Source organism: Pseudomonas sp. CLCA07 (assembly GCF_053615335.1).
This window is the reverse complement of the sequence record NZ_CM132131.1, coordinates 2,782,637-2,803,040: the sequence shown is the minus strand read 5'-3', so window position 1 is coordinate 2,803,040 and position 20,404 is coordinate 2,782,637. Positions and strand designations below refer to the sequence as shown.

18 protein-coding genes and 1 pseudogene are annotated in these 20,404 nt (G+C 58.7%); 14 read left to right on the top strand and 5 right to left on the bottom strand.

The window, feature by feature from the left end:
• Positions 1-86: 86 nt before the first annotated feature.
• Complete coding sequence (locus ACWGZX_RS12970; protein ID WP_452628578.1) at positions 87-425, bottom strand: hypothetical protein; 339 nt, start codon at positions 423-425, stop codon at positions 87-89.
• A 126-nt stretch (positions 426-551) separates the two neighbouring features.
• On the opposite strand from ACWGZX_RS12970, the gene ACWGZX_RS12965 reads away from it, so the two are divergent.
• Positions 552-1,016, top strand: a complete 465-nt coding sequence (locus ACWGZX_RS12965) for an Lrp/AsnC family transcriptional regulator (RefSeq protein WP_007942454.1) — start codon at positions 552-554, stop codon at positions 1,014-1,016.
• Positions 1,017-1,164: 148 nt separating this feature from the next.
• Here ACWGZX_RS12965 and ACWGZX_RS12960 read toward each other — a convergent pair whose 3' ends face one another.
• Positions 1,165-2,532: a CYTH domain-containing protein gene (locus ACWGZX_RS12960; RefSeq protein WP_452628577.1), complete on the bottom strand. Its 1,368-nt coding sequence runs from the start codon at positions 2,530-2,532 to the stop codon at positions 1,165-1,167.
• Between the two features lie 157 nt (positions 2,533-2,689).
• On the opposite strand from ACWGZX_RS12960, the gene argE reads away from it, so the two are divergent.
• The gene (gene argE / locus ACWGZX_RS12955; protein ID WP_452628576.1) at positions 2,690-3,856 is read left to right on the top strand and encodes an acetylornithine deacetylase; all 1,167 of its coding nucleotides are present in this window, start codon (positions 2,690-2,692) and stop codon (positions 3,854-3,856) included.
• Positions 3,857-4,089: 233 nt separating this feature from the next.
• Positions 4,090-5,388: an amino-acid N-acetyltransferase gene (argA, locus tag ACWGZX_RS12950; RefSeq protein ID WP_452628575.1), complete on the top strand. Its 1,299-nt coding sequence runs from the start codon at positions 4,090-4,092 to the stop codon at positions 5,386-5,388.
• A 129-nt stretch (positions 5,389-5,517) separates the two neighbouring features.
• On the opposite strand, the gene tauA is transcribed toward argA, so the two are convergent.
• Positions 5,518-6,507, bottom strand: a complete 990-nt coding sequence (tauA, locus tag ACWGZX_RS12945) for a taurine ABC transporter substrate-binding protein (protein ID WP_452628574.1) — start codon at positions 6,505-6,507, stop codon at positions 5,518-5,520.
• Between the two features lie 362 nt (positions 6,508-6,869).
• Here tauA and ACWGZX_RS12940 point away from each other — a divergent pair, with 362 nt between their 5' ends.
• The 9 genes from ACWGZX_RS12940 (at position 6,870) to ACWGZX_RS12900 (ending at position 15,875) form a co-directional block, all read left to right on the top strand.
• The gene (locus ACWGZX_RS12940) at positions 6,870-8,201 is read left to right on the top strand and encodes an OprD family porin (RefSeq protein WP_452628573.1); all 1,332 of its coding nucleotides are present in this window, start codon (positions 6,870-6,872) and stop codon (positions 8,199-8,201) included.
• Positions 8,202-8,609: 408 nt separating this feature from the next.
• Positions 8,610-9,950 (top strand): OprD family porin, encoded by a 1,341-nt coding sequence (locus tag ACWGZX_RS12935; protein ID WP_452628572.1) that lies wholly within the window; start codon positions 8,610-8,612, stop codon positions 9,948-9,950.
• A gap of 291 nt (positions 9,951-10,241) precedes the next feature.
• A complete protein-coding gene (locus tag ACWGZX_RS12930; RefSeq protein WP_452628571.1) occupies positions 10,242-10,880 on the top strand; it encodes a peroxiredoxin in 639 nt (212 codons plus the stop codon).
• Positions 10,881-11,196: 316 nt separating this feature from the next.
• Complete coding sequence (ssuE, locus tag ACWGZX_RS12925) at positions 11,197-11,790, top strand: NADPH-dependent FMN reductase (RefSeq protein ID WP_452628570.1); 594 nt, start codon at positions 11,197-11,199, stop codon at positions 11,788-11,790.
• A gap of 89 nt (positions 11,791-11,879) precedes the next feature.
• A complete protein-coding gene (locus ACWGZX_RS12920) occupies positions 11,880-12,860 on the top strand; it encodes a sulfonate ABC transporter substrate-binding protein (RefSeq protein ID WP_452628569.1) in 981 nt (326 codons plus the stop codon).
• A 25-nt stretch (positions 12,861-12,885) separates the two neighbouring features.
• A complete protein-coding gene (gene ssuD / locus ACWGZX_RS12915) occupies positions 12,886-14,034 on the top strand; it encodes an FMNH2-dependent alkanesulfonate monooxygenase (protein ID WP_077431082.1) in 1,149 nt (382 codons plus the stop codon).
• An 8-nt stretch (positions 14,035-14,042) separates the two neighbouring features.
• Complete coding sequence (gene ssuC / locus ACWGZX_RS12910; RefSeq protein ID WP_452628568.1) at positions 14,043-14,825, top strand: aliphatic sulfonate ABC transporter permease SsuC; 783 nt, start codon at positions 14,043-14,045, stop codon at positions 14,823-14,825.
• Complete coding sequence (ssuB, locus tag ACWGZX_RS12905; protein ID WP_452628567.1) at positions 14,822-15,628, top strand: aliphatic sulfonates ABC transporter ATP-binding protein; 807 nt, start codon at positions 14,822-14,824, stop codon at positions 15,626-15,628. Before ssuC ends, ssuB begins: the two co-directional genes overlap by 4 nt.
• A 31-nt stretch (positions 15,629-15,659) precedes the next feature.
• Positions 15,660-15,875: a TOBE domain-containing protein gene (locus ACWGZX_RS12900; protein ID WP_003229256.1), complete on the top strand. Its 216-nt coding sequence runs from the start codon at positions 15,660-15,662 to the stop codon at positions 15,873-15,875.
• A 158-nt stretch (positions 15,876-16,033) separates the two neighbouring features.
• On the opposite strand, the gene ACWGZX_RS12895 is transcribed toward ACWGZX_RS12900, so the two are convergent.
• Both ACWGZX_RS12895 and ACWGZX_RS12890 read right to left on the bottom strand, forming a co-directional pair.
• Entirely contained in the window at positions 16,034-16,672 is a 639-nt protein-coding gene (locus ACWGZX_RS12895) for a TetR/AcrR family transcriptional regulator (protein ID WP_452628566.1), read from the bottom strand.
• 270 nt (positions 16,673-16,942) lie between these two features.
• Positions 16,943-18,319 (bottom strand): glutamine synthetase family protein, encoded by a 1,377-nt coding sequence (locus tag ACWGZX_RS12890; protein ID WP_007897683.1) that lies wholly within the window; start codon positions 18,317-18,319, stop codon positions 16,943-16,945.
• A 278-nt stretch (positions 18,320-18,597) separates the two neighbouring features.
• Here ACWGZX_RS12890 and ACWGZX_RS12885 point away from each other — a divergent pair.
• Positions 18,598-18,697 (top strand): annotated as a pseudogene (locus ACWGZX_RS12885) (gamma-glutamyl-gamma-aminobutyrate hydrolase family protein); the annotation flags it as partial.
• A 290-nt stretch (positions 18,698-18,987) separates the two neighbouring features.
• Positions 18,988-20,346 (top strand): glutamine synthetase family protein, encoded by a 1,359-nt coding sequence (locus ACWGZX_RS12880; RefSeq protein ID WP_223517865.1) that lies wholly within the window; start codon positions 18,988-18,990, stop codon positions 20,344-20,346.
• Positions 20,347-20,404 lie beyond the last annotated feature (58 nt).

Sequence of the window (20,404 nt, the reverse complement as noted above, 5' to 3'; positions counted from 1 at the left end):
GCTCCTCATGAACAACAGTGCGCCAAGGATAGTCGCGGACCTGTCGACCGTTGGGCCACTACCGGACAAAGCCGTGTCGAGGTTTTTCAGCCCGCCGCCTGGGCCGGCTCATCCCACGCCGCATCAGCCGCTTGTAGCTCGACCGAGCAGACGCTGATCAAGTTACGAAGTTTTTCCGCAATCACTTTGGCGCGGTGCCAGCTGAGACCGTCCATGACGATGTCGATCGATAGCAATTCATCCTGTCGCTGCACGTTGACCTGTTGTGGCGTCAGGAACTGCAAGGCGAACAGATTGAGCGCCCGGCACAGCAGGTCCGGTTCCGCTTCGGCAAGCAATTGATAGTGAACCCGGCAGTGGGCGTTGCTGACGTTCCAGACGTCAGCGCGGGTGGGCAGGGTGTGGACAGCTTCTAAATGCGGCATGGTCGGTCTCCAAAATCACTGGAGGAATTTTTACATTCGGTGTCGGGCATTTCTTATCTATGATTGAGTCAATTGGCGATTTATCGAATCGTCTAATTCAAATAGAGAAGGTTTTAAGGTTTTTCTATGCAAAGCGAGCTGGATGGCTACGACCGCAAGATTCTCGCGTTGCTGCAAGAGGACGCTTCGCTCTCCAGCGCGCAGATCGCCGAACAGGTGGGGCTCTCGCAGTCGCCGTGCTGGCGGCGGATTCAGCGGATGAAGGAAGAGGGGATCATTCGCGCGCAGGTGACGCTGCTTGATCGTAAGAAGATCGGGCTGAACACGCAGATCTTTGCCGAGATCAAACTCAACGCGCATGGGCGTTCGAACTTCACAGAGTTCACCGAGGCGATTCGCGGCTTTCCCGAAGTGCTGGAGTGTTATGTGCTGATGGGGTCGGTGGATTTTTTGCTGCGCATTGTCACGGCGGACATTGAGGCGTATGAGCGGTTTTTCTTCGAGAAACTGTCGATGGTGCCGGGGATACAGGAAGTGAACTCGATTGTGGCGTTGTCGGAAATCAAGTCTACGACGAGTTTGCCGGTGTAGCGCTGGCAGAGCGCTTTTGTGGCGAGGGGGCTTGCTGTGGCGAGGGGGCTTGCCCCCGTTGGGCTGCGCAGCAGTCCTGTTTTTGGGGCCGCTACGCGACCCAACGGGGGCAAGCCCCCTCACCACAAAAGCCCCTCGCCACAGGGTTTTACATACGCAGCAGCATTTTCCAGGCACGATTCTGATAAACCGCAATCGCTTGCTGCTTGCGCGCATCCAGCGATTCATCGGTGATCGGCTCGTTCGCCAGTTGCGCCAGCTGTTTCAACTCACCGTACAGGCGATCCATTTCCGGGATGTCCAGCACGTGACGGGCATGGTGCAGCCACGCCTGGATGCGTTCGATGCGCGGCAGTTGCTCGGCCAGGTCTTCCGGCTGTTGCTGATAACGCTGCAATTGCAGGGAGGTCGCTTCTTCACCCAGCAAACGCGGCAGCCAGCTACCGAGTTGCGCCGCGCCCTGGCGATTGCCACGGACGTTGCGATCGGCGGCCCAGGTGCGGGCCAGCAACCAGCGTGAGGTGTTCAGCGAGAACAGGCCCCAGCGCGGGTCTTCCAATTCTTCGAGGAATTGTTCCGGCGCGGCTTTGCGCACGTCTTCGTCCTCGATACCGGCCTGAACCAGCGGACGCCAGTCTTCCAGCAACGCGTCCAGCGCAATGCGCAGATCGTGCGTCGATTGGCGCGGCGCGGCTTGGCCCAGGCTGCTGAGCAGTGCGCGCAATTCAGCGAGGTTTTCGACCCAGTCCTGCAACAGGCGCCAGTGGCCATTGAAGCGATATTGCTCGGCCAGACGCTGGCTGCTTCCCAGCAAATGCCAGCTCAGCGCGGCGAAGGCGTCGTCCAGCGGGGTTTCGGCGGTGATTTGCGGCGCTGGCAGGCTCAGCGAATAGCTGTTGGCGTCGTACAAACGATAACCGCGCTCAGCCTTGCTGATGTCACACGGCATCAGGGCCAGGGTCGCGGCCAGTTCGGCAGCCAGTTCCAGCAGGGCCGCCGGCTCGCCTTCGCGCAACTCCAGTTCCAGCTCGCAGATTTCTTCTTTCTGCTTACCGACGATCACGTGGCCCAGGTCCAGTGCGGCTTCGATGACCACTTTGGTCTTGCCACGGCCCCAGGCGATTTCAGCGCGTTCGCGAACGAAGTCGGTGGTGAAAATCGGCTTGAGGGTTTTCTTGTCCAGCTCGGCCAATTCTTCAGGCCAGCATTCGCCGTCGAGTTTCTTCACGTCGAGCTTGGCTTTGGGCAGGTTCCAGTCGTACTCGTTACGCTCGGACAAGCCGGCGACGCTCTGGCCGCGGGTCTTGAGCGTTTGAATCACTTCTTCGCCATCGCGGCGCAGGCGCAGGGCAACCTTGGCGCGGGCCAGGTCGCGCTCAGGCGTGTCGAAGTACTGATTCATCAACTCACGGCGTTCCCAGCCACTTTTGTTGCGTTTTTTCAGGAGCGGGTGCTCGCGCAGGGCGGCGAGGGTTTCGCGGCTGACGCGGAGCTTGATTTCGGTTTCTTTCTGCATGGCCGGAAAATCCAGGATCGGGAGCGCAGCCGGGGGAATGTGTGGCTGCCAAGGTCGTGCAGTGTACAGGACTCGCCGGCCCTCCGTGCCGCGACGGTTTATTCCTGTCACCGGATGGCTCTATGATGGACTTCACTTCGGGAGTTGGGAGTCAGCGATGCCTTTGCCGTCCATGAAAGATCAGTTCGCTGCACTGATCGCTGCGCCGTCGGTCAGCTGCACCCAACCGAACCTGGATCAGACCAACCGCCCGGTGATCGATTTGCTGGCGACGTGGCTGGGTGATCTGGGTTTTGCCTGTGATATCCAGCAAGTCAGCCCTGGTAAGTTCAACCTGCTGGCCAGTTTTGGTTCCGGCCCCGGTGGCCTGGTGCTGGCCGGCCACAGTGACACGGTGCCATTCGACGGCGCGTTGTGGCAGACCGATCCTCTGAAGCTCACCGAAGTTGATGGCCGTTGGATTGGCCTGGGCAGCTGCGACATGAAGGGCTTTTTCGCCCTGGCCATCGAAGCGGTGATCCCGCTGCTCGATCAGCCATTCAAGCAACCGCTGTTGATCCTCGCCACCTGCGATGAAGAAAGCTCCATGTCCGGTGCTCGCGCCCTGGCCGCAGCCGGGCGTCCATTGGGCCGCGCGGCGGTCATCGGCGAGCCGACCGGGTTGAAGCCGATCCGCATGCACAAAGGCATCATGATGGAGCGCATCGACATTCTCGGTCAGAGCGGCCACTCCTCGGACCCAAGCCTGGGCCATAGCGCCCTTGAGGCCATGCACGATGCCATCGGCGAATTACGCGGTCTGCGCCTGTTGTGGCAGCGCGAATTTCGCAACCCGCAGTTTGGAGTGCCGACGCCGACCATGAACTTTGGCTGCATCCATGGTGGCGATAACCCTAACCGTATCTGCGGCCAATGCTCGCTGGAGTTTGACCTGCGGCCATTGCCGGGCATGGACCCAAAAGCCTTGCGCGCGGAGATTCTGCAGCGGCTCAAACCGGTTGCCGAACGGCATCAGGTGAAGATTGATTACGCGCCGCTGTTCCCCGAAGTCCCCCCCTTCGAACAGACCGAGGACGCGGAATTGGTCCGGGTTGCCGAGAAGCTCACCGGCCATCGCGCCGAAGCAGTGGCGTTCGGCACCGAAGCGCCTTATCTTCAGCAACTTGGCTGCGAGACGCTGGTGCTTGGCCCGGGCGATATCGCCTGCGCCCACCAGCCGGGGGAATACCTCGAAATGTCACGTTTGCGGCCTACGGTGCATCTATTACGTCAGCTGATCGAACATTACTGCCTGACACCAATGCCGGTGGGTAAAGCCACATAGCCTGTAGGAGCCGGCTTGCTGGCGATGCAGACGCTGCGGTCCATCAGGTGAACCGCGTCATCGTTCATCGCCAGCAAGCCGGCTCCTACAGGTATAAATTACCAGTGTTAAAACCCGTATCCATGAGGAGAGCGCGCGTGTCGCCAAGCCTGTTCCGACGATAACCATCAGCCCGCTGTGCGTTTTCAGTGTCGCCCATTTTTTTGGCTGCTATTTATTACAGGCCCAGGTTCATGCCCGAATACGTTAATTGGCTTCGTCACGCTTCGCCCTACATCAATGCCCACCGCGATTGCACCTTTGTCGTCATGCTCCCCGGCGATGGAGTGGAGCACCCGAATTTCGGCAATATCGTCCACGACCTGGTGCTGTTGCACAGCTTGGGCGTGCGGCTGGTGCTGGTTCACGGTTCCCGTCCGCAAATTGAAACACGCCTCGCCGCGCGTGGCCTGACCCCGCATTACCATCACGGCATGCGCATCACCGATGCCGCGACGCTGGATTGTGTGATCGATGCGGTTGGACAGCTGCGTATCGCCATTGAAGCGCGCCTGTCCATGGACATGGCCTCGTCGCCGATGCAGGGCTCGCGCCTGCGGGTGGCCAGCGGCAACCTGGTCACGGCGCGGCCGATTGGTGTGCTCGAAGGCGTGGATTATCACCACACTGGCGAAGTGCGTCGGGTCGACCGCAAAGGCATCAATCGCCTGCTGGACGAGCGCTCCATCGTGTTGTTGTCGCCGTTGGGCTACTCGCCGACCGGTGAGATCTTCAATCTCGCCTGCGAAGACGTCGCCACCCGCGCGGCCATCGATCTGGGCGCGGACAAGTTGCTGTTGTTCGGCGCCGACTTGGGTTTGATCGATGAAAACGGTCGTCTGGTGCGTGAATTGCGTCCGCAACAAGTACCGGCGCATTTGCAGCGCTTGGGCAGCAACTATCAGGCTGAGCTGTTGGATGCGGCGGCTGAAGCGTGCCGGGGCGGCGTGGCGCGCAGCCATATCGTCAGTTATGCCGAAAACGGTGCACTGCTGACTGAACTGTTCACCCGCGACGGTGGCGGTACGCTGGTGGCGCAGGAGCAATTTGAAATTGTGCGCGAAGCGGCGATTGAGGATGTCGGCGGTTTGCTGGATTTGATCAGTCCGCTGGAAGAACAGGGGATTCTGGTACGTCGCTCCCGTGAAGTGCTGGAGCGTGAGATCGAGCAGTTCAGCGTGGTGGAGCGCGAAGGCATGATCATCGCCTGTGCGGCGCTGTATCAGATTGCCGATTCGGACGCCGGGGAGCTGGCGTGCCTGGCGGTGAACCCGGAATACCGCCATGGCGGTCGCGGGGATGAACTGCTGGAGCGGATTGAAACCCGTGCACGGGCTCAGGGTTTGAAAACGTTGTTCGTGCTCACCACTCGCACTGCTCACTGGTTCCGCGAGCGCGGGTTTGTGCCGAGCAGCGTCGAGCGCCTGCCATCGGCGCGGGCATCGCTGTACAACTATCAGCGTAATTCGAAGATCTTCGAAAAGACCCTCTGATCTTGTGTCGATAATTTTTTCCTGTGGTGAGGGGGCTTGCCCCCGTTCGGTCGCGAAGCGGCCGCAAGACAATCTTGGGCTGCTCCGCAGCCCAACGGGGGCAAGCCCCCTCGCCACAGGGTTCAGCCGTCACTCAGCAACAAACTTCGCACTGACATACGCCGAATAATCCGGCAGCACCGTTTCAACCTTCCCTTGCTCCTTCAAGAACTTCGCGGTTTCGCCAATCGCCTTGGCCGTACCGCCATCCAATAGTGCGGTGGTCTTCTGCGCCTTGGCATCCGGGAACGCAGAACCGGCCAACAGCTCCGGTACATCGGCCGCGTTGGCACCGGTCAGTTTGGCGATTTTCTGCACGGGCACTGAATCGGCGGTCCAGCTGTCTTTATGCGCGGCGTAGTCGGCGAACGAGTCCAGGGTTACCTTGGCAAATTTGGCCACCACCTCAGGATGTTTTTCGGCGTAATCCTTACGCGCGACCCAGACTTCGAACGTCGGCGCCCCCCACTGACCGACCTGCGCGGCATCCGTCAACGTCTTGCCTGTCTTGCGAATTTCCCCCAGCGCCGGCGACCAGACGAACGCGCCATCAATATCACCACGCTTCCACGCTGCCGCGATCTCCGCCGGTTGCAAATTCACCACTTTGACTTTCGAGGCGTCCAGGCCCCAGTGCTTCAGTGCGCCGAGCAAACTGTAGTGAGAGGTTGAAACGAAGGGGGTGGCGATGGTCTTGCCGATCAGATCTTGCGGATTGTCGATACCGCTCCCGTTGCGCACCACAAGGGCTTCAGCCGCATTGATCTGGGCAGACACGATGAACGCGACTATCGGCAGATTGCGCGAGGCGGCCGCGGCTAAAGGACTGGAGCCGAGGTTGCCAATCTGCACGTCACCGGAAGCGATGGCGGTCACCACTTCAGGGCCGCTGTTGAAGCGGCGCCAGTCAATTTTCTGGCCGATGGTTTGCTCATACAGGCCGTCCGCCTGAGGGACTTTGCTGGGGTCGATGCCGGTTTGATAACCCACAGTCAGGTTGACCGCTTGAGCGGAATGAGAAAATATCAGGGACACACAAACTGTAACAATTAGGCTGGATAGTTCGCGTCTGGTCGTCATGGCGTCGCCTTTCGGTGGGGGTTTGTTTCCGAATTGCTTCAAACGCTAAACGATCTAAAAAACCTCTAATAAATACCATTTAGTAATTAGCTTATGAGCTGGGGCCTCTATTCCGGGGCCGCGTGGGGTGCAGCGCTAAATTCCTAAAAGGTATGAGGAACGAATGGGCTCGTTCTTTGCAGATTTGTAACGAGCTCATGACCAACATGGACCAAAAAACGGGGGATTAGACCATGGTCGTAGACACACATAGTTACGATTGACTTGTGGGTCACGCTCTGGCGCTAATCGCGCATCTTAGGACCTTCGGCCATCGAACCGAGGCCAGGAACACAAGAATTAGAAACGAGAGGAGTTAGACAATGAACAAGTCCACCTTGGCCCTGGCCGTGGCCGTAGGGGTTTTGGCGCAGCAGGCAGGCGCCGCAGGTTTCATCGAAGACAGCAAGGCTTCCGTTAGTTCCCGCACCATGTATTACAACAACGATAACCGTGAAACCGGCCCCGATCAGAAAGAGAGCGCTGAAGGCCTCAAGTTCGATTACTTGTCTGGTTTCACTCAGGGTACTGTCGGCTTCGGTATCGACGCCCAGGCACTGGTCGGCATCCATCTGGACGGCGGCAAGGGGCATCACCCGGATAACAACACCTTCTTCCCAAGCGACAGCGATGGTTCGGCTGTGAACGAGTGGAGCCGCGCAGCGGCCAACGTCAAGGCGCGCATCTCCAAGACCGAAGCCCACCTGGGCGGCGCTATGCAACCGAACATGCCGATTCTGGTAGCGAACGACAGCCGCCTGCTGCCCCAGACCTTCGAAGGTGGCACCCTCTCCTCGAAAGAAATCGACAACTTGACCCTCAACGTAGGTCAGTTCGAACACGCGGCGGGTCGTGCCTCTTCAAACTCCTCCGGCCTGGCCGTGGCGGGCGGTACTGAGGCCAGTAACCAGTTCCGTTACGGCGGTGTTGACTGGAAGGCCACCAAAGACCTCACCCTGCAGTACTACCACTCGGAACTGAAGGATTACTACAAGCAGGACTTCCTGGGGATGGTTCACGTCTGGACGATCGATGCCAAGCAGTCGTTCAAGTCGGATTTTCGCTACTTCGACAGCAGCTCTAATGGCAAGAACGGCGACCCCGGTTTCCGCTTCAACAACAACAACGGTTTCGCCAAGACCCCGGGCGAGGTCGACAACAAGACCTGGAGCGGTATGTTCACCTACACCCTGGGTGGCAACGCATTCCTGCTGGGTCACCAGCGCGTGAGCGATGACGGTGGCTTCGTCTACCTGAACCAGGCCAACGTGGTTGATAGCAACGGTAATAACCAAGGTGAGGGCGGTGCCAGCTTCTACCTGTTCACCGATTCCATGATCAACGGCTTTGTCCGTGCCGGTGAAAACACCACCTTTGGCCAGTACTCCTATGATTTCGCGGCGCTGGGTGTGCCGGGCCTGAAAACCTCGATCGCCTACCTGCACGGCGATGACATCAAAGCAACGAACGGCACGGGCCCTGATGCGTCCGAGTGGGAGCGCGACATGCGGGTCGACTACACCATCCAGCAGGGCGCCCTCAAAGGTTTCGGTGTGACGGTGCGTAATGGTGTCTATCGCGGCAGTGAAGTCAGCAACAACCCCGATGTTGACCAGACCCGTGTGATCTTCAACTACACCTACAGCTTCTTGTAAAAAGCCGGCCAAAGAAGCCTCGCCTGCTGGCGAGGCTTTTTTTTGTCTGCGTATATTCCAATAACTGCTGTTGTGCGTATTTTTTATTCTTTTTGGTTTTTTTCGCAAGCACCTAAAGTAAGCCCCGTCCGGTACTCATCATGAGGCTCGGCTTTAGCACATTGATTCCCGTCAGTAGAGCAGGTCAAGGAATGGGTGTTTTTGCCGATACCTCGAATCTGTGCTGCATAGGCATATTCCTAAATGGAATTAAAAAGAAACACAAAATTCTTTTTAGCTTTATTGAGCTGTATCCTGCACCGCCAAAACGACCGGGCTAGACGGCTCGGCAAAAAATTGCGCGTCTTAGGATCCAGGGCGCTAGACCCAGGACCAGGACCACAAGCATTAGAAATGAGGAGCGAAACAATGAACAAGTCCACCTTGGCCATGGCTGTGGCCGTTGGGGTTCTGGCGCAGCAAGCAAGCGCCGCCGGTTTCATCGAAGACAGCAAAGCCACCCTGGGGCTGCGTAACTTCTACATCAACACCGATTACCGTGATGGCACGGGCCCGAACAAAAACGAAGAGTGGGGCCAAGGCTTCGATCTGCGTTTCATCTCCGGTTATACCCAAGGCCCTGTCGGCTTCGGTATTGATGCAATCGGGCTGTTGGGCGTGAAGCTGGATTCGGGCGGCGGCACCAATGGTGCCACTGCAACTTCTTACGGCGGCACTGTTTTCCCAACCAAATCCAACGGCGAAGCGGTTGATGACTTCTCCAGCCTGGGCCTGACTGCCAAAGCCAAGATCTCCCAGACCGAACTGAAGCTGGGTACCCTGCAACCCAAACTACCGGTCATCGTGACCAACGACGGTCGACTGCTGCCGCAAACCTGGCAGGGTGGCCAGCTCTCTTCCGGTGACATCAAGGACCTGACGTTGATCGGTGGCCAGATCGAAGCCGTTAAGGGGCGTAACTCCAGCAACAACGAGCAGATGTCCATTTCGGGTGCGAACACTCGTGGTCCCAAATTCCGCGACAGCAACAAGTTCAACTTTGCCGGCGGCGACTACAAACTCACCAAGAACCTGACGGCCCAGTATTACTACGGCAACCTGGAAGAGTTCTACAAGCAACACTTCCTGGGTCTGGTTCACAACTGGGCAATCGGCCCGGGCGTGTTGAAGTCGGATTTGCGTTATTTCAACAGCTCTGATGATGGTGCCGACGGTCACGACCCGCTGTACTTCAGCACTGGCAACTACAACGCGCCGAGCGGTAAAGGCAAGGTCGACAACAACCTGTACAGCGGCCTGTTCCTGTACTCCGTTGCCGGTCATACCTTCGGTGGCGGTTACCAGGTCAGCAACGGCAGCAGCGACTTCCCTTACCTGAACCAGGGTGACGGAGCGTCGGCCTACATCATCACCGACTCGCAAATCCAGAAGTTCGCCCGTGCCGGCGAACACACCTGGCAGGCACGCTACTTGTATGACTTCGCCACGGTCGGCGTACCTGGCCTGACGGCAGGTATGGTTTACCTGCACGGTGACGACATCGATACCGTTAACGCTAGCGGTGGAGAGGCGGCCAACGGCGCTTCCGAGTGGGAACGCGATCTGACCGTTGCTTACGTTCTTCAGCAAGGCCCGCTGAAGAACCTCGGCGTTACCTGGAAAAATGCGACCTGGCGTACAGACCTGCCGAATACTCGCACCCAGGATGAAAACCGTCTGATCGTCAGCTACTCGATCCCGCTGTTGTAATAGCGCTCGTGTAACCGAGACAAAAAAGCCCCGCCCGGCATCACGCCCGGCGGGGCTTTTGCGTTTCAAGGCGGGATCATCCCCGTAAACCCGTCTCGAAATTTCCCTCTTTTGCAGCACTCAAGGCCTTCTCGAACCTTGTGGGCGATGTTCGTCTCGTTGCCCAGGCACGTCCAGTGAACAGATCTTTAATATTCTTTTTCATTCTAAATAAATCGATATTTATTCTTTTTAATAACTTTCAAATACAGGCACAGTCGAGCTCAACAAGCACTCATCAGGAGCAGCACCATGAGCCTCAGACTGGGCGACATCGCCCCCGACTTTGAACAGGATTCCAGCGCCGGCACCCTTCGTTTCCACGAGTGGTTGGGCGATAGCTGGGGCGTGCTGTTTTCCCATCCGGCGGACTTCACCCCAGTCTGCACCACCGAACTGGGCTTCACCGCCAGGCTCAAGGATGAGTTTGCCAGTCGTGGGGTGAAAGCCATCGCCCTGTCGGTTGACCCGGTGGACTCGCACCACAAGTGGATCGGGGACATCAACGAAACCCAGAACACCCTCGTCAACTTCCCGATCCTCGCCGACGCCGACCGCAAGGTGTCGGACCTTTACGACCTGATCCATCCCAATGCAAACGACACCCTGACCGTGCGTTCGCTGTTCGTGATCGATCCGAACAAAAAAATTCGACTGACCATCACGTACCCGGCGAGTACCGGCCGCAACTTCCACGAAATTCTGCGGGTGATCGACTCGCTGCAGCTCACCGACAATTACAAAGTGGCCACCCCGGCCAACTGGCAGGACGGTGATGAAGTGGTGATCGTGCCGTCGCTCAAGGATGAGGATGAAATCAAGCAGCGGTTTCCCAAGGGTTATCGCGCCGTTAAGCCTTATTTGCGTCTGACGCCTCAGCCGAACAGGTAAGCATTTTCAGCGTGGCTTGAATCGCCATCGCGAGCAGGCTCACTCCCACATTTGGAATGCATTTCCCTGTGGGAGCGAGCCTGCTCGCGAAGACGGCCTGACAGGCGCCGCAGTATTCAGATTCACAAAGCAGGGGATTTCAGGCCGTTTCGACGGCCTTTTTTTATACCTCGAAATCAGTGTTTGCATATATCTGAAGAGAATAACCAAATGAATAAATATGATTTATAGATATAACAATCACCTGTTAAGGTCACTCCCATCACAGCGAGATCGCAAACCGCGAATCGCCAACACCGTTCAAGGAATCATCTGAATGTTGGTCGTCTCACTCGGTGGCAGTCCCAGCCAACGCTCCCGTTCCGGGGTGTTGCTGGAACGCTCCCAACGCTGGTTACAGGAGCAAGGGGTGGAAGTGGTGAGTTACCAGGTTCGGGACTTCCCGGCAGAAGACTTGCTGCACGCGCGTTTCGACAGCCCCAAGGTCATCGACCTGTTGCAACAGATTGAAAACGCCGACGGCCTGCTGATTGCCACACCGGTTTACAAGGCGTCGTTCTCGGGCGCACTGAAAACCGTGCTGGACCTGCTGCCGGAGCGCGCACTGAGCCACAAGGTCGTGTTGCCGATGGCCACCGGCGGCAGCATCGCCCATATGCTGGCGGTGGATTACGCGCTCAAACCGGTGCTGTCGGCGTTGAAAGCTCAGGAGATGCTTCAGGGTATTTTCGCCGAGGACAGCCAGATCGCTTATGGCGAAGGCAGCGCCCAGGCGCAGTTGACGCCGCAACTTGCACAACGATTGGATGAAGCGCTGGAACAGTTTCTCAGCGCTATGGCGAGACGGCCCAAGCCGCTCGATCCGAACCTGTTGAATGAACGTTTGTTGAGTGCTCGCTGGAGCATTTAAGCCTCCCCGGAAATTGATTTACTCGCCTTACTCAGCCGCTAACGGCCTAGCAGGTGCAGCCAAAACCCAACAGCAAAAAGGAGAGCGCTATGCGCACTGTCATTTTGCGTCGTGGTCTGGTCGCTCTGTTTGTTGCGGCTGTGTCCTTCGGCGCCATTACTCAAGCTCAAGCCGAGACGTTGCGAATCGGTTATCAAAAGTACGGCACCCTGGTGCTGCTCAAAGCCAAAGGCACGCTGGAAAAACGCCTCACCGCCCAAGGCGTGGACGTGCAGTGGACTGAATTTCCCGGTGGCCCGCAACTGCTTGAAGGCCTGAACGTCGGCTCCATCGACTTCGGCGTTACCGGCGAAACCCCGCCGGTATTTGCTCAAGCGGCGGGTGCTGATCTGCTCTACGTCGCCTACGAACCACCGGCGCCACACAGCGAAGCGATCCTGGTGCCGAAGGACTCGCCGATCAAATCGGTGAAGGATCTCAAGGGCAAGAAAGTCGTGCTCAACAAAGGCTCCAACGTTCACTACCTGTTGGTACGTGCGCTGGAAGACGCCGGCCTCAAATACACCGACATCCAGACCGTGTTCCTGCCGCCGGCCGATGCCCGCGCCGCGTTCGAGCGTGGCAGCGTCGACGCCTGGGTCATCTGGGACCCGTACCAGGCCGCCGCCGAGAAACAACTGCAAGCGCACACCCTGCGCGATGGCCAGGGCATCGTCGACAACCATCAGTTCTACCTCGCCACCAAGCCTTACGCGCAGAAAAATCCCGAGGTGATCAAGACCCTCGTCGAAGAAGTGCGCGCAGTCGGTGAATGGTCCAAGGCCAATCCGCAAGACGTCACCCAACAGGTTTCGCCACTGCTCGGCCTGCCGGCGGACATCACCCTGACCTCGGTGAAACGCCAGGGTTATGGCGCGCTGTTCCTCACGCCTGAAGTGGTCGCGGCCCAACAGAAAATCGCCGACAGCTTCTATCAGCTCAAGCTGATTCCGAAGCAGTTGAGCATCAAAGACGTGATCTGGACGCCACCGGCAGCCGTTGCCCAAAGCTCAGTAACCAAAGCCCAGTAACTCGATTCCCCAAGGAGACCACTCCATGAGCCTCAATATCTTCTGGTTCCTGCCAACCCACGGCGACGGCCATTACCTTGGCACCGCCGAAGGCGCTCGCGCCGTTGACCACGGTTACTTGCAACAAGTCGCGCAAGCGGCGGATCGTCTGGGTTTCGGCGGGGTGCTGATTCCTACCGGTCGCTCCTGCGAAGACTCGTGGCTGGTGGCCGCGTCGCTGATCCCGGTGACCCAGCGGTTGAAGTTTCTTGTTGCGCTGCGCCCCGGGATCATTTCCCCGACGGTGGCGGCGCGTCAGGCAGCGACGCTGGATCGTCTGTCCGGCGGTCGTGCGCTGTTCAACCTGGTCACCGGCGGTGATCCGGAAGAATTGGCCGGCGACGGTTTGTTCCTCAGCCACGAAGAGCGCTATCAGGCCTCGGTGGAATTCACCCGCATCTGGCGTCGGGTGCTGGAAGGCGAAACCGTTGATTACGACGGTCAGCACATCAGCGTGAAAGGGGCGAAGTTGCTCTATCCGCCGATCCAGCAACCGCGTCCGCCGCTGTACTTCGGCGGCTCGTCGGAAGCGGCGCAAGACCTCGCGGCAGAGCAAGTGGAAATGGTCCTGACCTGGGGCGAACCACCGGCCGCCGTTGCCGAGAAGATTGAACAAGTGCGCGCCAAAGCCGCGAAGCTGGGTCGTACTGTGCGCTTCGGTATTCGTCTGCATGTGATCGTTCGTGAGACCAATGCCGAGGCGTGGCAAGCGGCTGACAAACTGATCTCGCATCTGGACGACGACACCATCGCCCGCGCTCAGGCCTCTCTGGCGCGCTTCGATTCCGTCGGCCAGCAGCGCATGGCCGCACTGCATGGCGGCAGCCGCGACAACCTCGAAGTCAGCCCCAACCTGTGGGCCGGTGTCGGTCTGGTGCGTGGCGGTGCTGGTACTGCATTGGTTGGCGACGGTCCGACCGTGGCAGCTCGCGTGAAGGAATACGCGGATTTGGGCATCGACACGTTCATCTTCTCCGGTTATCCACACCTTGAAGAGTCGTACCGCGTGGCCGAATTGCTGTTCCCGCACCTCGACATTGAGCGTCCCGAGTTGCCGAAAAGCGCGGGTTACGTCAGCCCGTTTGGTGAGATGGTCGCCAACGACATTCTTCCCAAAGCCGCGTCCCAGAGCTGAGGCGCGCCATGAAGAAAGTTATCCACAGTCTTGCGCCCTGGGCGTTGCCGGTGTTGTTGCTGGCGGTGTGGCAGTTGTCGGGGTCGGCGGGTTGGTTGTCAACACGGATTCTGCCGGCACCCATCGCGGTGATCGAGGCCGGCGTTAGTCTGGTGCGCAGCGGCGAAATCTGGACGCACCTGGCAATCAGTGGCTGGCGTGCCGCGCTGGGCTTCACCATCGGCGGCAGTATCGGTCTGGCACTGGGCTTCATCACCGGCCTGTCGAAATGGGGCGAACGCCTGCTCGACAGTTCGGTGCAGATGATCCGCAACGTGCCGCACCTGGCGCTGATTCCGCTGGTGATTTTGTGGTTCGGCATCGACGAGTCGGCAAAGATTTTTCTGGTGGCGTTGGGCACGTTGTTCCCGATCTACCTCAACACGTATCACGGTATCCGCAACGTCGATCCAGCACTGGTGGAGATGGCGCGCAGTTATGGCTTGTCCGGTTTCAGCCTGTTTCGCCAGGTGATCCTGCCGGGCGCGTTGCCTTCGATTCTGGTCGGCGTGCGCTTTGCACTGGGCTTCATGTGGTTGACGCTGATCGTCGCGGAAACCATATCCGCCAGTTCCGGCATCGGTTATCTGGCGATGAACGCCCGGGAGTTTTTGCAGACCGACGTGGTGGTGCTGGCGATTCTTCTGTACGCGGTACTCGGCAAACTGGCCGATCTCGCGGCCCGTGGGCTTGAGCGTGTATGGCTGCGCTGGCACCCGGCTTATCAGGTTGCCAAAGGAGGTGCGGCATGACGGCTCAACAACCTCCACGCCTGCTGCGCGGGATTCCGCTGGTGGTGCGCAAACTGCAAAAAACCTTTGGCTCGCGGCAGGTGTTGCGCGAGATCGACTTGCACATACCGGCGGGCCAATTCGTTGCGGTCGTCGGTCGTAGTGGCTGTGGCAAAAGTACCTTGTTGCGCCTGCTGGCCGGTCTCGACCAACCCACGGGCGGTTTATTGCTCGCCGGTGCCGCGCCGCTGAGTGACGCGCGTGAAGACACGCGTTTGATGTTTCAAGAAGCGCGTTTGTTGCCCTGGAAAAAGGTCATCGACAACGTCGGCCTCGGGCTCAAGGGCAACTGGCGGCCACAAGCGCTGGAAGCGCTGGAGTCCGTCGGTCTGGCCGATCGCGCCAATGAATGGCCTGCCGCCTTGTCCGGTGGACAGAAACAGCGTGTGGCCCTGGCTCGGGCGCTGATCCATCAACCGCGTTTGCTGTTGCTCGACGAACCGCTGGGTGCACTGGACGCCCTGACCCGAATTGAAATGCAGCAACTGATCGAGCGGCTCTGGCGCAAGCATGGCTTCACCGTGTTGCTGGTGACCCACGACGTCAGTGAAGCAGTGGCGATTGCTGATCGGGTGATCCTGATCGAAGAGGGTGAAGTCGGCCTCGACCTGCTCGTGGAACTACCGCGCCCTCGGGTTCGCGGCTCGCATCGGCTGGCGGCGCTGGAAACCCAAGTGCTCAATCGTGTGCTCGAACTGCCCGGCGAACCGCCGGAACCGGAACCCGTTTCACCCTTGCCCACGCAATTGCGTTGGGCTCATTAACCAGACTTGTTCAACGACAGGAATCAAGCTCATGACTATCAAGGCCATCAACGTTCGCAACCAATTCAAAGGCTCCATCAAGGAAATCGTACTGGGTGACGTGTTGTCGGAAATCGACGTGCAAACCGCGTCCGGCATCGTCACTTCGGTGATCACCACGCGCTCGGTCAAAGAGCTGGAATTGGTGGTTGGCAGTGAAGTGATCGCATTTGTGAAATCCACCGAAGTGTCGATCGCCAAGTTGTAAGGGCGTGGGCGGTGTGAGTCAGTGAGATCGGCGGCGCGGCCTTCGCGAGCAGGCTAGCTCCCACAGGGGATTTTGTCGTACACAAATCCTGTGTTCAATGAAGATCAACTGTGGGAGCGAGCCTGCTCGCGAAGCGGCCAGTGAGGCCGCTGCAGAAATCAGGCTGAAATGGCGCGCTTCGACAAGTAAGGCGGCAGGTACAGGCCCAGATAAGCATCAAATACACGCATGCCTTCTTCGGCCATGCGTGGCGTGATCTGCCCGTGCTGCTGCACCGAGCGTGCATAAACGCGGTCGCCGAGCTCCATGGCCAGTGCAAACACGTCGACGTCCGTGGGCAGCTTGGGCAATTCGAAGTGGTGATCGAAGAGTTTGTGCATCAGGTCGCCCAGTTCGATGTCGTGCTGGCGGTCGGCCTGGGTGACTTCGGTCAGGCCATGCTGGGCGAGGATCAATTGGCGGGCGGCGGCGTCTTCACTGTAGATCGCGAGCATGCGTTGCTCCACCAGTCGTGACAGGTCACGCCAGCCGCTGAGGGCGCCGTGATCGATGGGCGCTTGCAGGCAGGCGCGGAACGCGGCGTGGACGTCGGCCGTCAAGGCTTCAAGCAGTGCCGGGACACTGGCGAAGAAGTGGTAGACGGAGGAGGGCGGGATCTCCGCGCGCTCGGCGACGCTGTAGATCGACAGGCTGCCCACGCCCTCGGCGGCCAGCAGCGTGCGGGCGGCATCGAGTATCGAATCGATCCGGGCCTGGCTGCGGGCGCGGGGTTTGCGTGGGGTGGCGAGTCGGGTCATTGAAGTCTCCTGCGGGGCAGCGGGCATTGTACGCAGAGCAGGCAGATGTTCCATATCCCTGTGGCGAGGGGGCTTGCCCCCGTTGGAGTGCACAGCACTCCCCAATATTGCAAACGCGGTATGTCTGTTGCTATGAAGTTGTCTGTTTTGGGGCTGCTACGCAGCCCAACGGGGCGATGCGGCGTTCCGACAAGCTCCCTCGCCACAGGGGCCATAAAAAAACGCCGTCAACCTTATCAGCCGACGGCGTTCTCTTATTACTGCAACCACTTACACGGTATGCAGGTACCAGTTGTACTCAAGGTCGGAGATGGAGTGTTCGAACTCCTCCAGCTCGCTTTCCTTACAGGCCACGAAGATATCGATGTATTTCGGATCGATGTACTTGGCCATGACTTCGCTGTCGTCCAGCTCGCGCAATGCATCGCGCAGGTTGTTCGGCAGGCTTTGCTCGTTCTGCTCGTAGGAGTTGCCTTCTACGGGGGCGCCCGGCTCGATCTTGTTGGTCAGGCCGTGATGCACGCCTGCCAGGACCGAAGCCATCAGCAGGTACGGGTTGGCATCGGCGCCGGCAACACGGTGTTCGATGCGCACGGCATCGGAGGAACCGGTTGGAACGCGGATCGCCACTGTGCGGTTGTCCAGGCCCCAGCATGGCGAGTTCGGCACGTAGAACTGTGCGCCGAAACGACGGTAGGAGTTAACGTTCGGGCAGAGGAAAGCCATCTGCGCCGGTAGGGTCTCGAGCACACCGCCGATCGCGTGACGCAGTGCGGCGTTCTGCTCGGGATCCTCGCTGGCAAAAATATTCTTGCCGTCTTTATCAAGAATCGAGATATGGACATGCAGACCGTTGCCCGCCTGGCCCGGGTAAGGCTTGGCCATGAAGGTGGTGTCCATTTCATGGTCGTAGGCGATGTTTTTGATCAGACGCTTGAGCAGGACCGCGTAGTCGCAGGCCTTGATCGGGTCGGCCACGTGGTGCAGGTTGACTTCGAATTGCGCCGGGGCGCTTTCCTTGACGATCGCGTCGGCAGGGATGCCTTGCTCTTTCGCACCTTCCAGAATGTCCTGGAGGCAGTCGACGTATTCGTCGAGGTCGTCGATCAGGTAGACCTGAGTCGAATGCGGGCGTTTGCCGGAGATTGGCGAGCGCGGTGGTTGTGGGCGGCCGTTCACGTTCTCCTGGTCGATCAGGTAGAACTCCAGCTCGAAGGCCGCGCAGATGGTCAGACCCATCTCGTCAAACTTGGCGACCACTTGACGCAGGACTTCACGGGGATCCGCGAAGAAAGGGTCACCTTCGAGTTCGTGCATGGTCATCAACAGTTGCGCGGTAGGGCGCTTCTGCCAAGGCTCGTTGCACAGGGTGTCAGGGATTGGATAGCAGATTCGGTCAGCATCACCGATGTCCAGGCCCAGGCCGGTGCTTTCCACCGTCGAGCCATTGATATCCAGAGCAAATAGAGAGGCCGGCAGGTTGATGCCTTTCTCGTAAACCTTGTGGAGGCTGGTGCGTTCAATGCGCTTGCCGCGCACCACACCATTCATATCCGCAATCAGAAGGTCAACGTACAGAACCTCAGGATGTTCCTTAAGGAACGCGTTCGCTTCGTTAAGCTGAACGGCACGCGGGGGTACCGACATGATGCAACACCTTTGTTGTTAAAAATATCAATCATTGAACTCTTCGGATTCCAGTCAACCCGAACGGCATGCCGAAGTCAAGCGAGGCCTTTTTTGCCCTAAAAAAGCGCTCGTAAGGCTTTTTTGAGGCAGTTTGGGGCGTTTTTATGCCTTTGAACGCTTTATCTGCCGCGGGCTTGAGCGGGGCGTGTTGTATTTTTTACGGGGGTGTTGTGTAAAAAAATGAACAAGGCTAAGCTCGATTCAAACCCATAACACCAATAATACCGGGGTGCTTCATGTCTCGCCTGCCGTTAATCGGCGTCACCGACTGCTCTACACAGATCGGTCTGCATGCTTATCACATCAGTGGCGACACTTACGTCCGCGCAGTGGCCTCAGCGCCTGCGGACCTGGCGGTAATCCTGTCATCCATGACGGATAGACTGTCCCCGTCCGATATTCTGGACGGCCTTGATGGCACCCCCATTACGGTTACTTCATTCAATATAGAACCGATTCACAATAGCGGCCCGACTATCGCTTGTGATGCCGCACGCTTGGCGTTTGCCGCACCGTGCGAAAAATCACGATAGCCTGTCGAAGACACCTGTTTCAACGCGACGCCGATGCGTCAACCATTGCCTGACGCAAGCAAGCGGCAGGAAACTCAAAGCCTAGAGGCATTTATGAGTAACAACCTCGACCAGCTCACCGATTGGTTGAAAGACCACAAGATCACAGAAGTCGAATGCATGATCGCCGACTTGACCGGGATTACCCGAGGCAAGATTTCGCCGACCAACAAGTTCATCGCTGAAAAAGGCATGCGCCTGCCCGAAAGCGTTCTGTTGCAGACCGTGACCGGCGACTATGTCGAAGACGACATCTATTACGAACTGCTCGACCCGGCCGACATCGACATGATCTGCCGCCCCGACCAGAACGCCGTATTCCTCGTGCCGTGGGCCATCGAGCCGACCGCTCAGGTGATCCACGACACCTACGACAAGCAAGGCAACCCGATCGAGCTGTCGCCGCGCAACGTGCTCAAGAAGGTCCTCAAACTCTATTCCGACCGCGGCTGGCAACCCATCGTGGCGCCGGAAATGGAGTTCTACCTGACCAAGCGCAGCGACGACCCCGACTACCCGTTGCAACCCCCGGTTGGCCGCTCCGGGCGTCCGGAAATCGGTCGTCAGTCGTTCTCGATCGAAGCGGCGAACGAATTCGACCCACTGTTCGAAGACGTCTACGACTGGTGCGAGTTGCAGGAGCTGGACCTCGATACGTTGATCCACGAGGACGGCACGGCGCAGATGGAAATCAACTTCCGTCACGGCGACGCCTTGTCCCTGGCCGACCAGATCCTGGTGTTCAAACGCACCATGCGCGAAGCCGCGCTCAAGCATGACGTGGCGGCGACTTTCATGGCCAAGCCCATGACCGGCGAGCCAGGCAGTGCGATGCACTTGCACCAAAGCATTATCGACATCGAAACCGGCAAGAACGTCTTCTCCAATGAAGACGGGACCATGAGCCAACTGTTCCTGCACCACATTGGTGGCTTGCAGAAACTGATCCCCGAGCTGTTGCCGCTGTTCGCCCCGAACGTGAACTCGTTCCGCCGCTTCCTGCCAGATACCTCGGCACCGGTGAACGTGGAGTGGGGCGAAGAGAACCGCACCGTGGGCCTGCGGGTTCCGGATGCCGGCCCGCAAAACCGTCGGGTGGAAAACCGCCTGCCGGGCGCCGACGCCAACCCGTACCTGGCGATTGCCGCGAGCCTGCTCTGCGGCTACATCGGCATGGTCGAAGGCCTCAACCCGAGCGCGCCGGTGGTGGGCCGTGGCTATGAACGCCGCAACCTGCGCCTGCCGCTGACCATCGAGGACGCGCTGGAACGCATGGAAAACAGCGCAACCATCGAGAAGTACCTGGGCAAAAAATTCATCACTGGCTACGTCGCGGTCAAGCGGGCCGAGCATGAAAACTTCAAGCGCGTGATCAGTTCGTGGGAGCGCGAGTTCCTGCTCTTCGCCGTCTGATACGCCGGGCGCCGTCGTAGTCGGGCGGCGCTTTCACCTGATTTTTTTTAGGAGATTT

What these genes read in the sequence shown, in the direction of transcription:
- ACWGZX_RS12970 (WP_452628578.1), bottom strand. Translation starts at nt 425, where the DNA reads ATGCCGCATTTAGAAGCTGTCCACACCCTGCCCACCCGCGCTGACGTC.
- ACWGZX_RS12965 (WP_007942454.1), top strand. Translation starts at nt 552, where the DNA reads ATGCAAAGCGAGCTGGATGGCTACGACCGCAAGATTCTCGCGTTGCTG.
- ACWGZX_RS12960 (WP_452628577.1), bottom strand. Translation starts at nt 2,532, where the DNA reads ATGCAGAAAGAAACCGAAATCAAGCTCCGCGTCAGCCGCGAAACCCTC.
- argE (WP_452628576.1), top strand. Translation starts at nt 2,690, where the DNA reads ATGCCTTTGCCGTCCATGAAAGATCAGTTCGCTGCACTGATCGCTGCG.
- argA (WP_452628575.1), top strand. Translation starts at nt 4,090, where the DNA reads ATGCCCGAATACGTTAATTGGCTTCGTCACGCTTCGCCCTACATCAAT.
- tauA (WP_452628574.1), bottom strand. Translation starts at nt 6,507, where the DNA reads ATGACGACCAGACGCGAACTATCCAGCCTAATTGTTACAGTTTGTGTG.
- ACWGZX_RS12940 (WP_452628573.1), top strand. Translation starts at nt 6,870, where the DNA reads ATGAACAAGTCCACCTTGGCCCTGGCCGTGGCCGTAGGGGTTTTGGCG.
- ACWGZX_RS12935 (WP_452628572.1), top strand. Translation starts at nt 8,610, where the DNA reads ATGAACAAGTCCACCTTGGCCATGGCTGTGGCCGTTGGGGTTCTGGCG.
- ACWGZX_RS12930 (WP_452628571.1), top strand. Translation starts at nt 10,242, where the DNA reads ATGAGCCTCAGACTGGGCGACATCGCCCCCGACTTTGAACAGGATTCC.
- ssuE (WP_452628570.1), top strand. Translation starts at nt 11,197, where the DNA reads ATGTTGGTCGTCTCACTCGGTGGCAGTCCCAGCCAACGCTCCCGTTCC.
- ACWGZX_RS12920 (WP_452628569.1), top strand. Translation starts at nt 11,880, where the DNA reads ATGCGCACTGTCATTTTGCGTCGTGGTCTGGTCGCTCTGTTTGTTGCG.
- ssuD (WP_077431082.1), top strand. Translation starts at nt 12,886, where the DNA reads ATGAGCCTCAATATCTTCTGGTTCCTGCCAACCCACGGCGACGGCCAT.
- ssuC (WP_452628568.1), top strand. Translation starts at nt 14,043, where the DNA reads ATGAAGAAAGTTATCCACAGTCTTGCGCCCTGGGCGTTGCCGGTGTTG.
- ssuB (WP_452628567.1), top strand. Translation starts at nt 14,822, where the DNA reads ATGACGGCTCAACAACCTCCACGCCTGCTGCGCGGGATTCCGCTGGTG.
- ACWGZX_RS12900 (WP_003229256.1), top strand. Translation starts at nt 15,660, where the DNA reads ATGACTATCAAGGCCATCAACGTTCGCAACCAATTCAAAGGCTCCATC.
- ACWGZX_RS12895 (WP_452628566.1), bottom strand. Translation starts at nt 16,672, where the DNA reads ATGACCCGACTCGCCACCCCACGCAAACCCCGCGCCCGCAGCCAGGCC.
- ACWGZX_RS12890 (WP_007897683.1), bottom strand. Translation starts at nt 18,319, where the DNA reads ATGTCGGTACCCCCGCGTGCCGTTCAGCTTAACGAAGCGAACGCGTTC.
- ACWGZX_RS12880 (WP_223517865.1), top strand. Translation starts at nt 18,988, where the DNA reads ATGAGTAACAACCTCGACCAGCTCACCGATTGGTTGAAAGACCACAAG.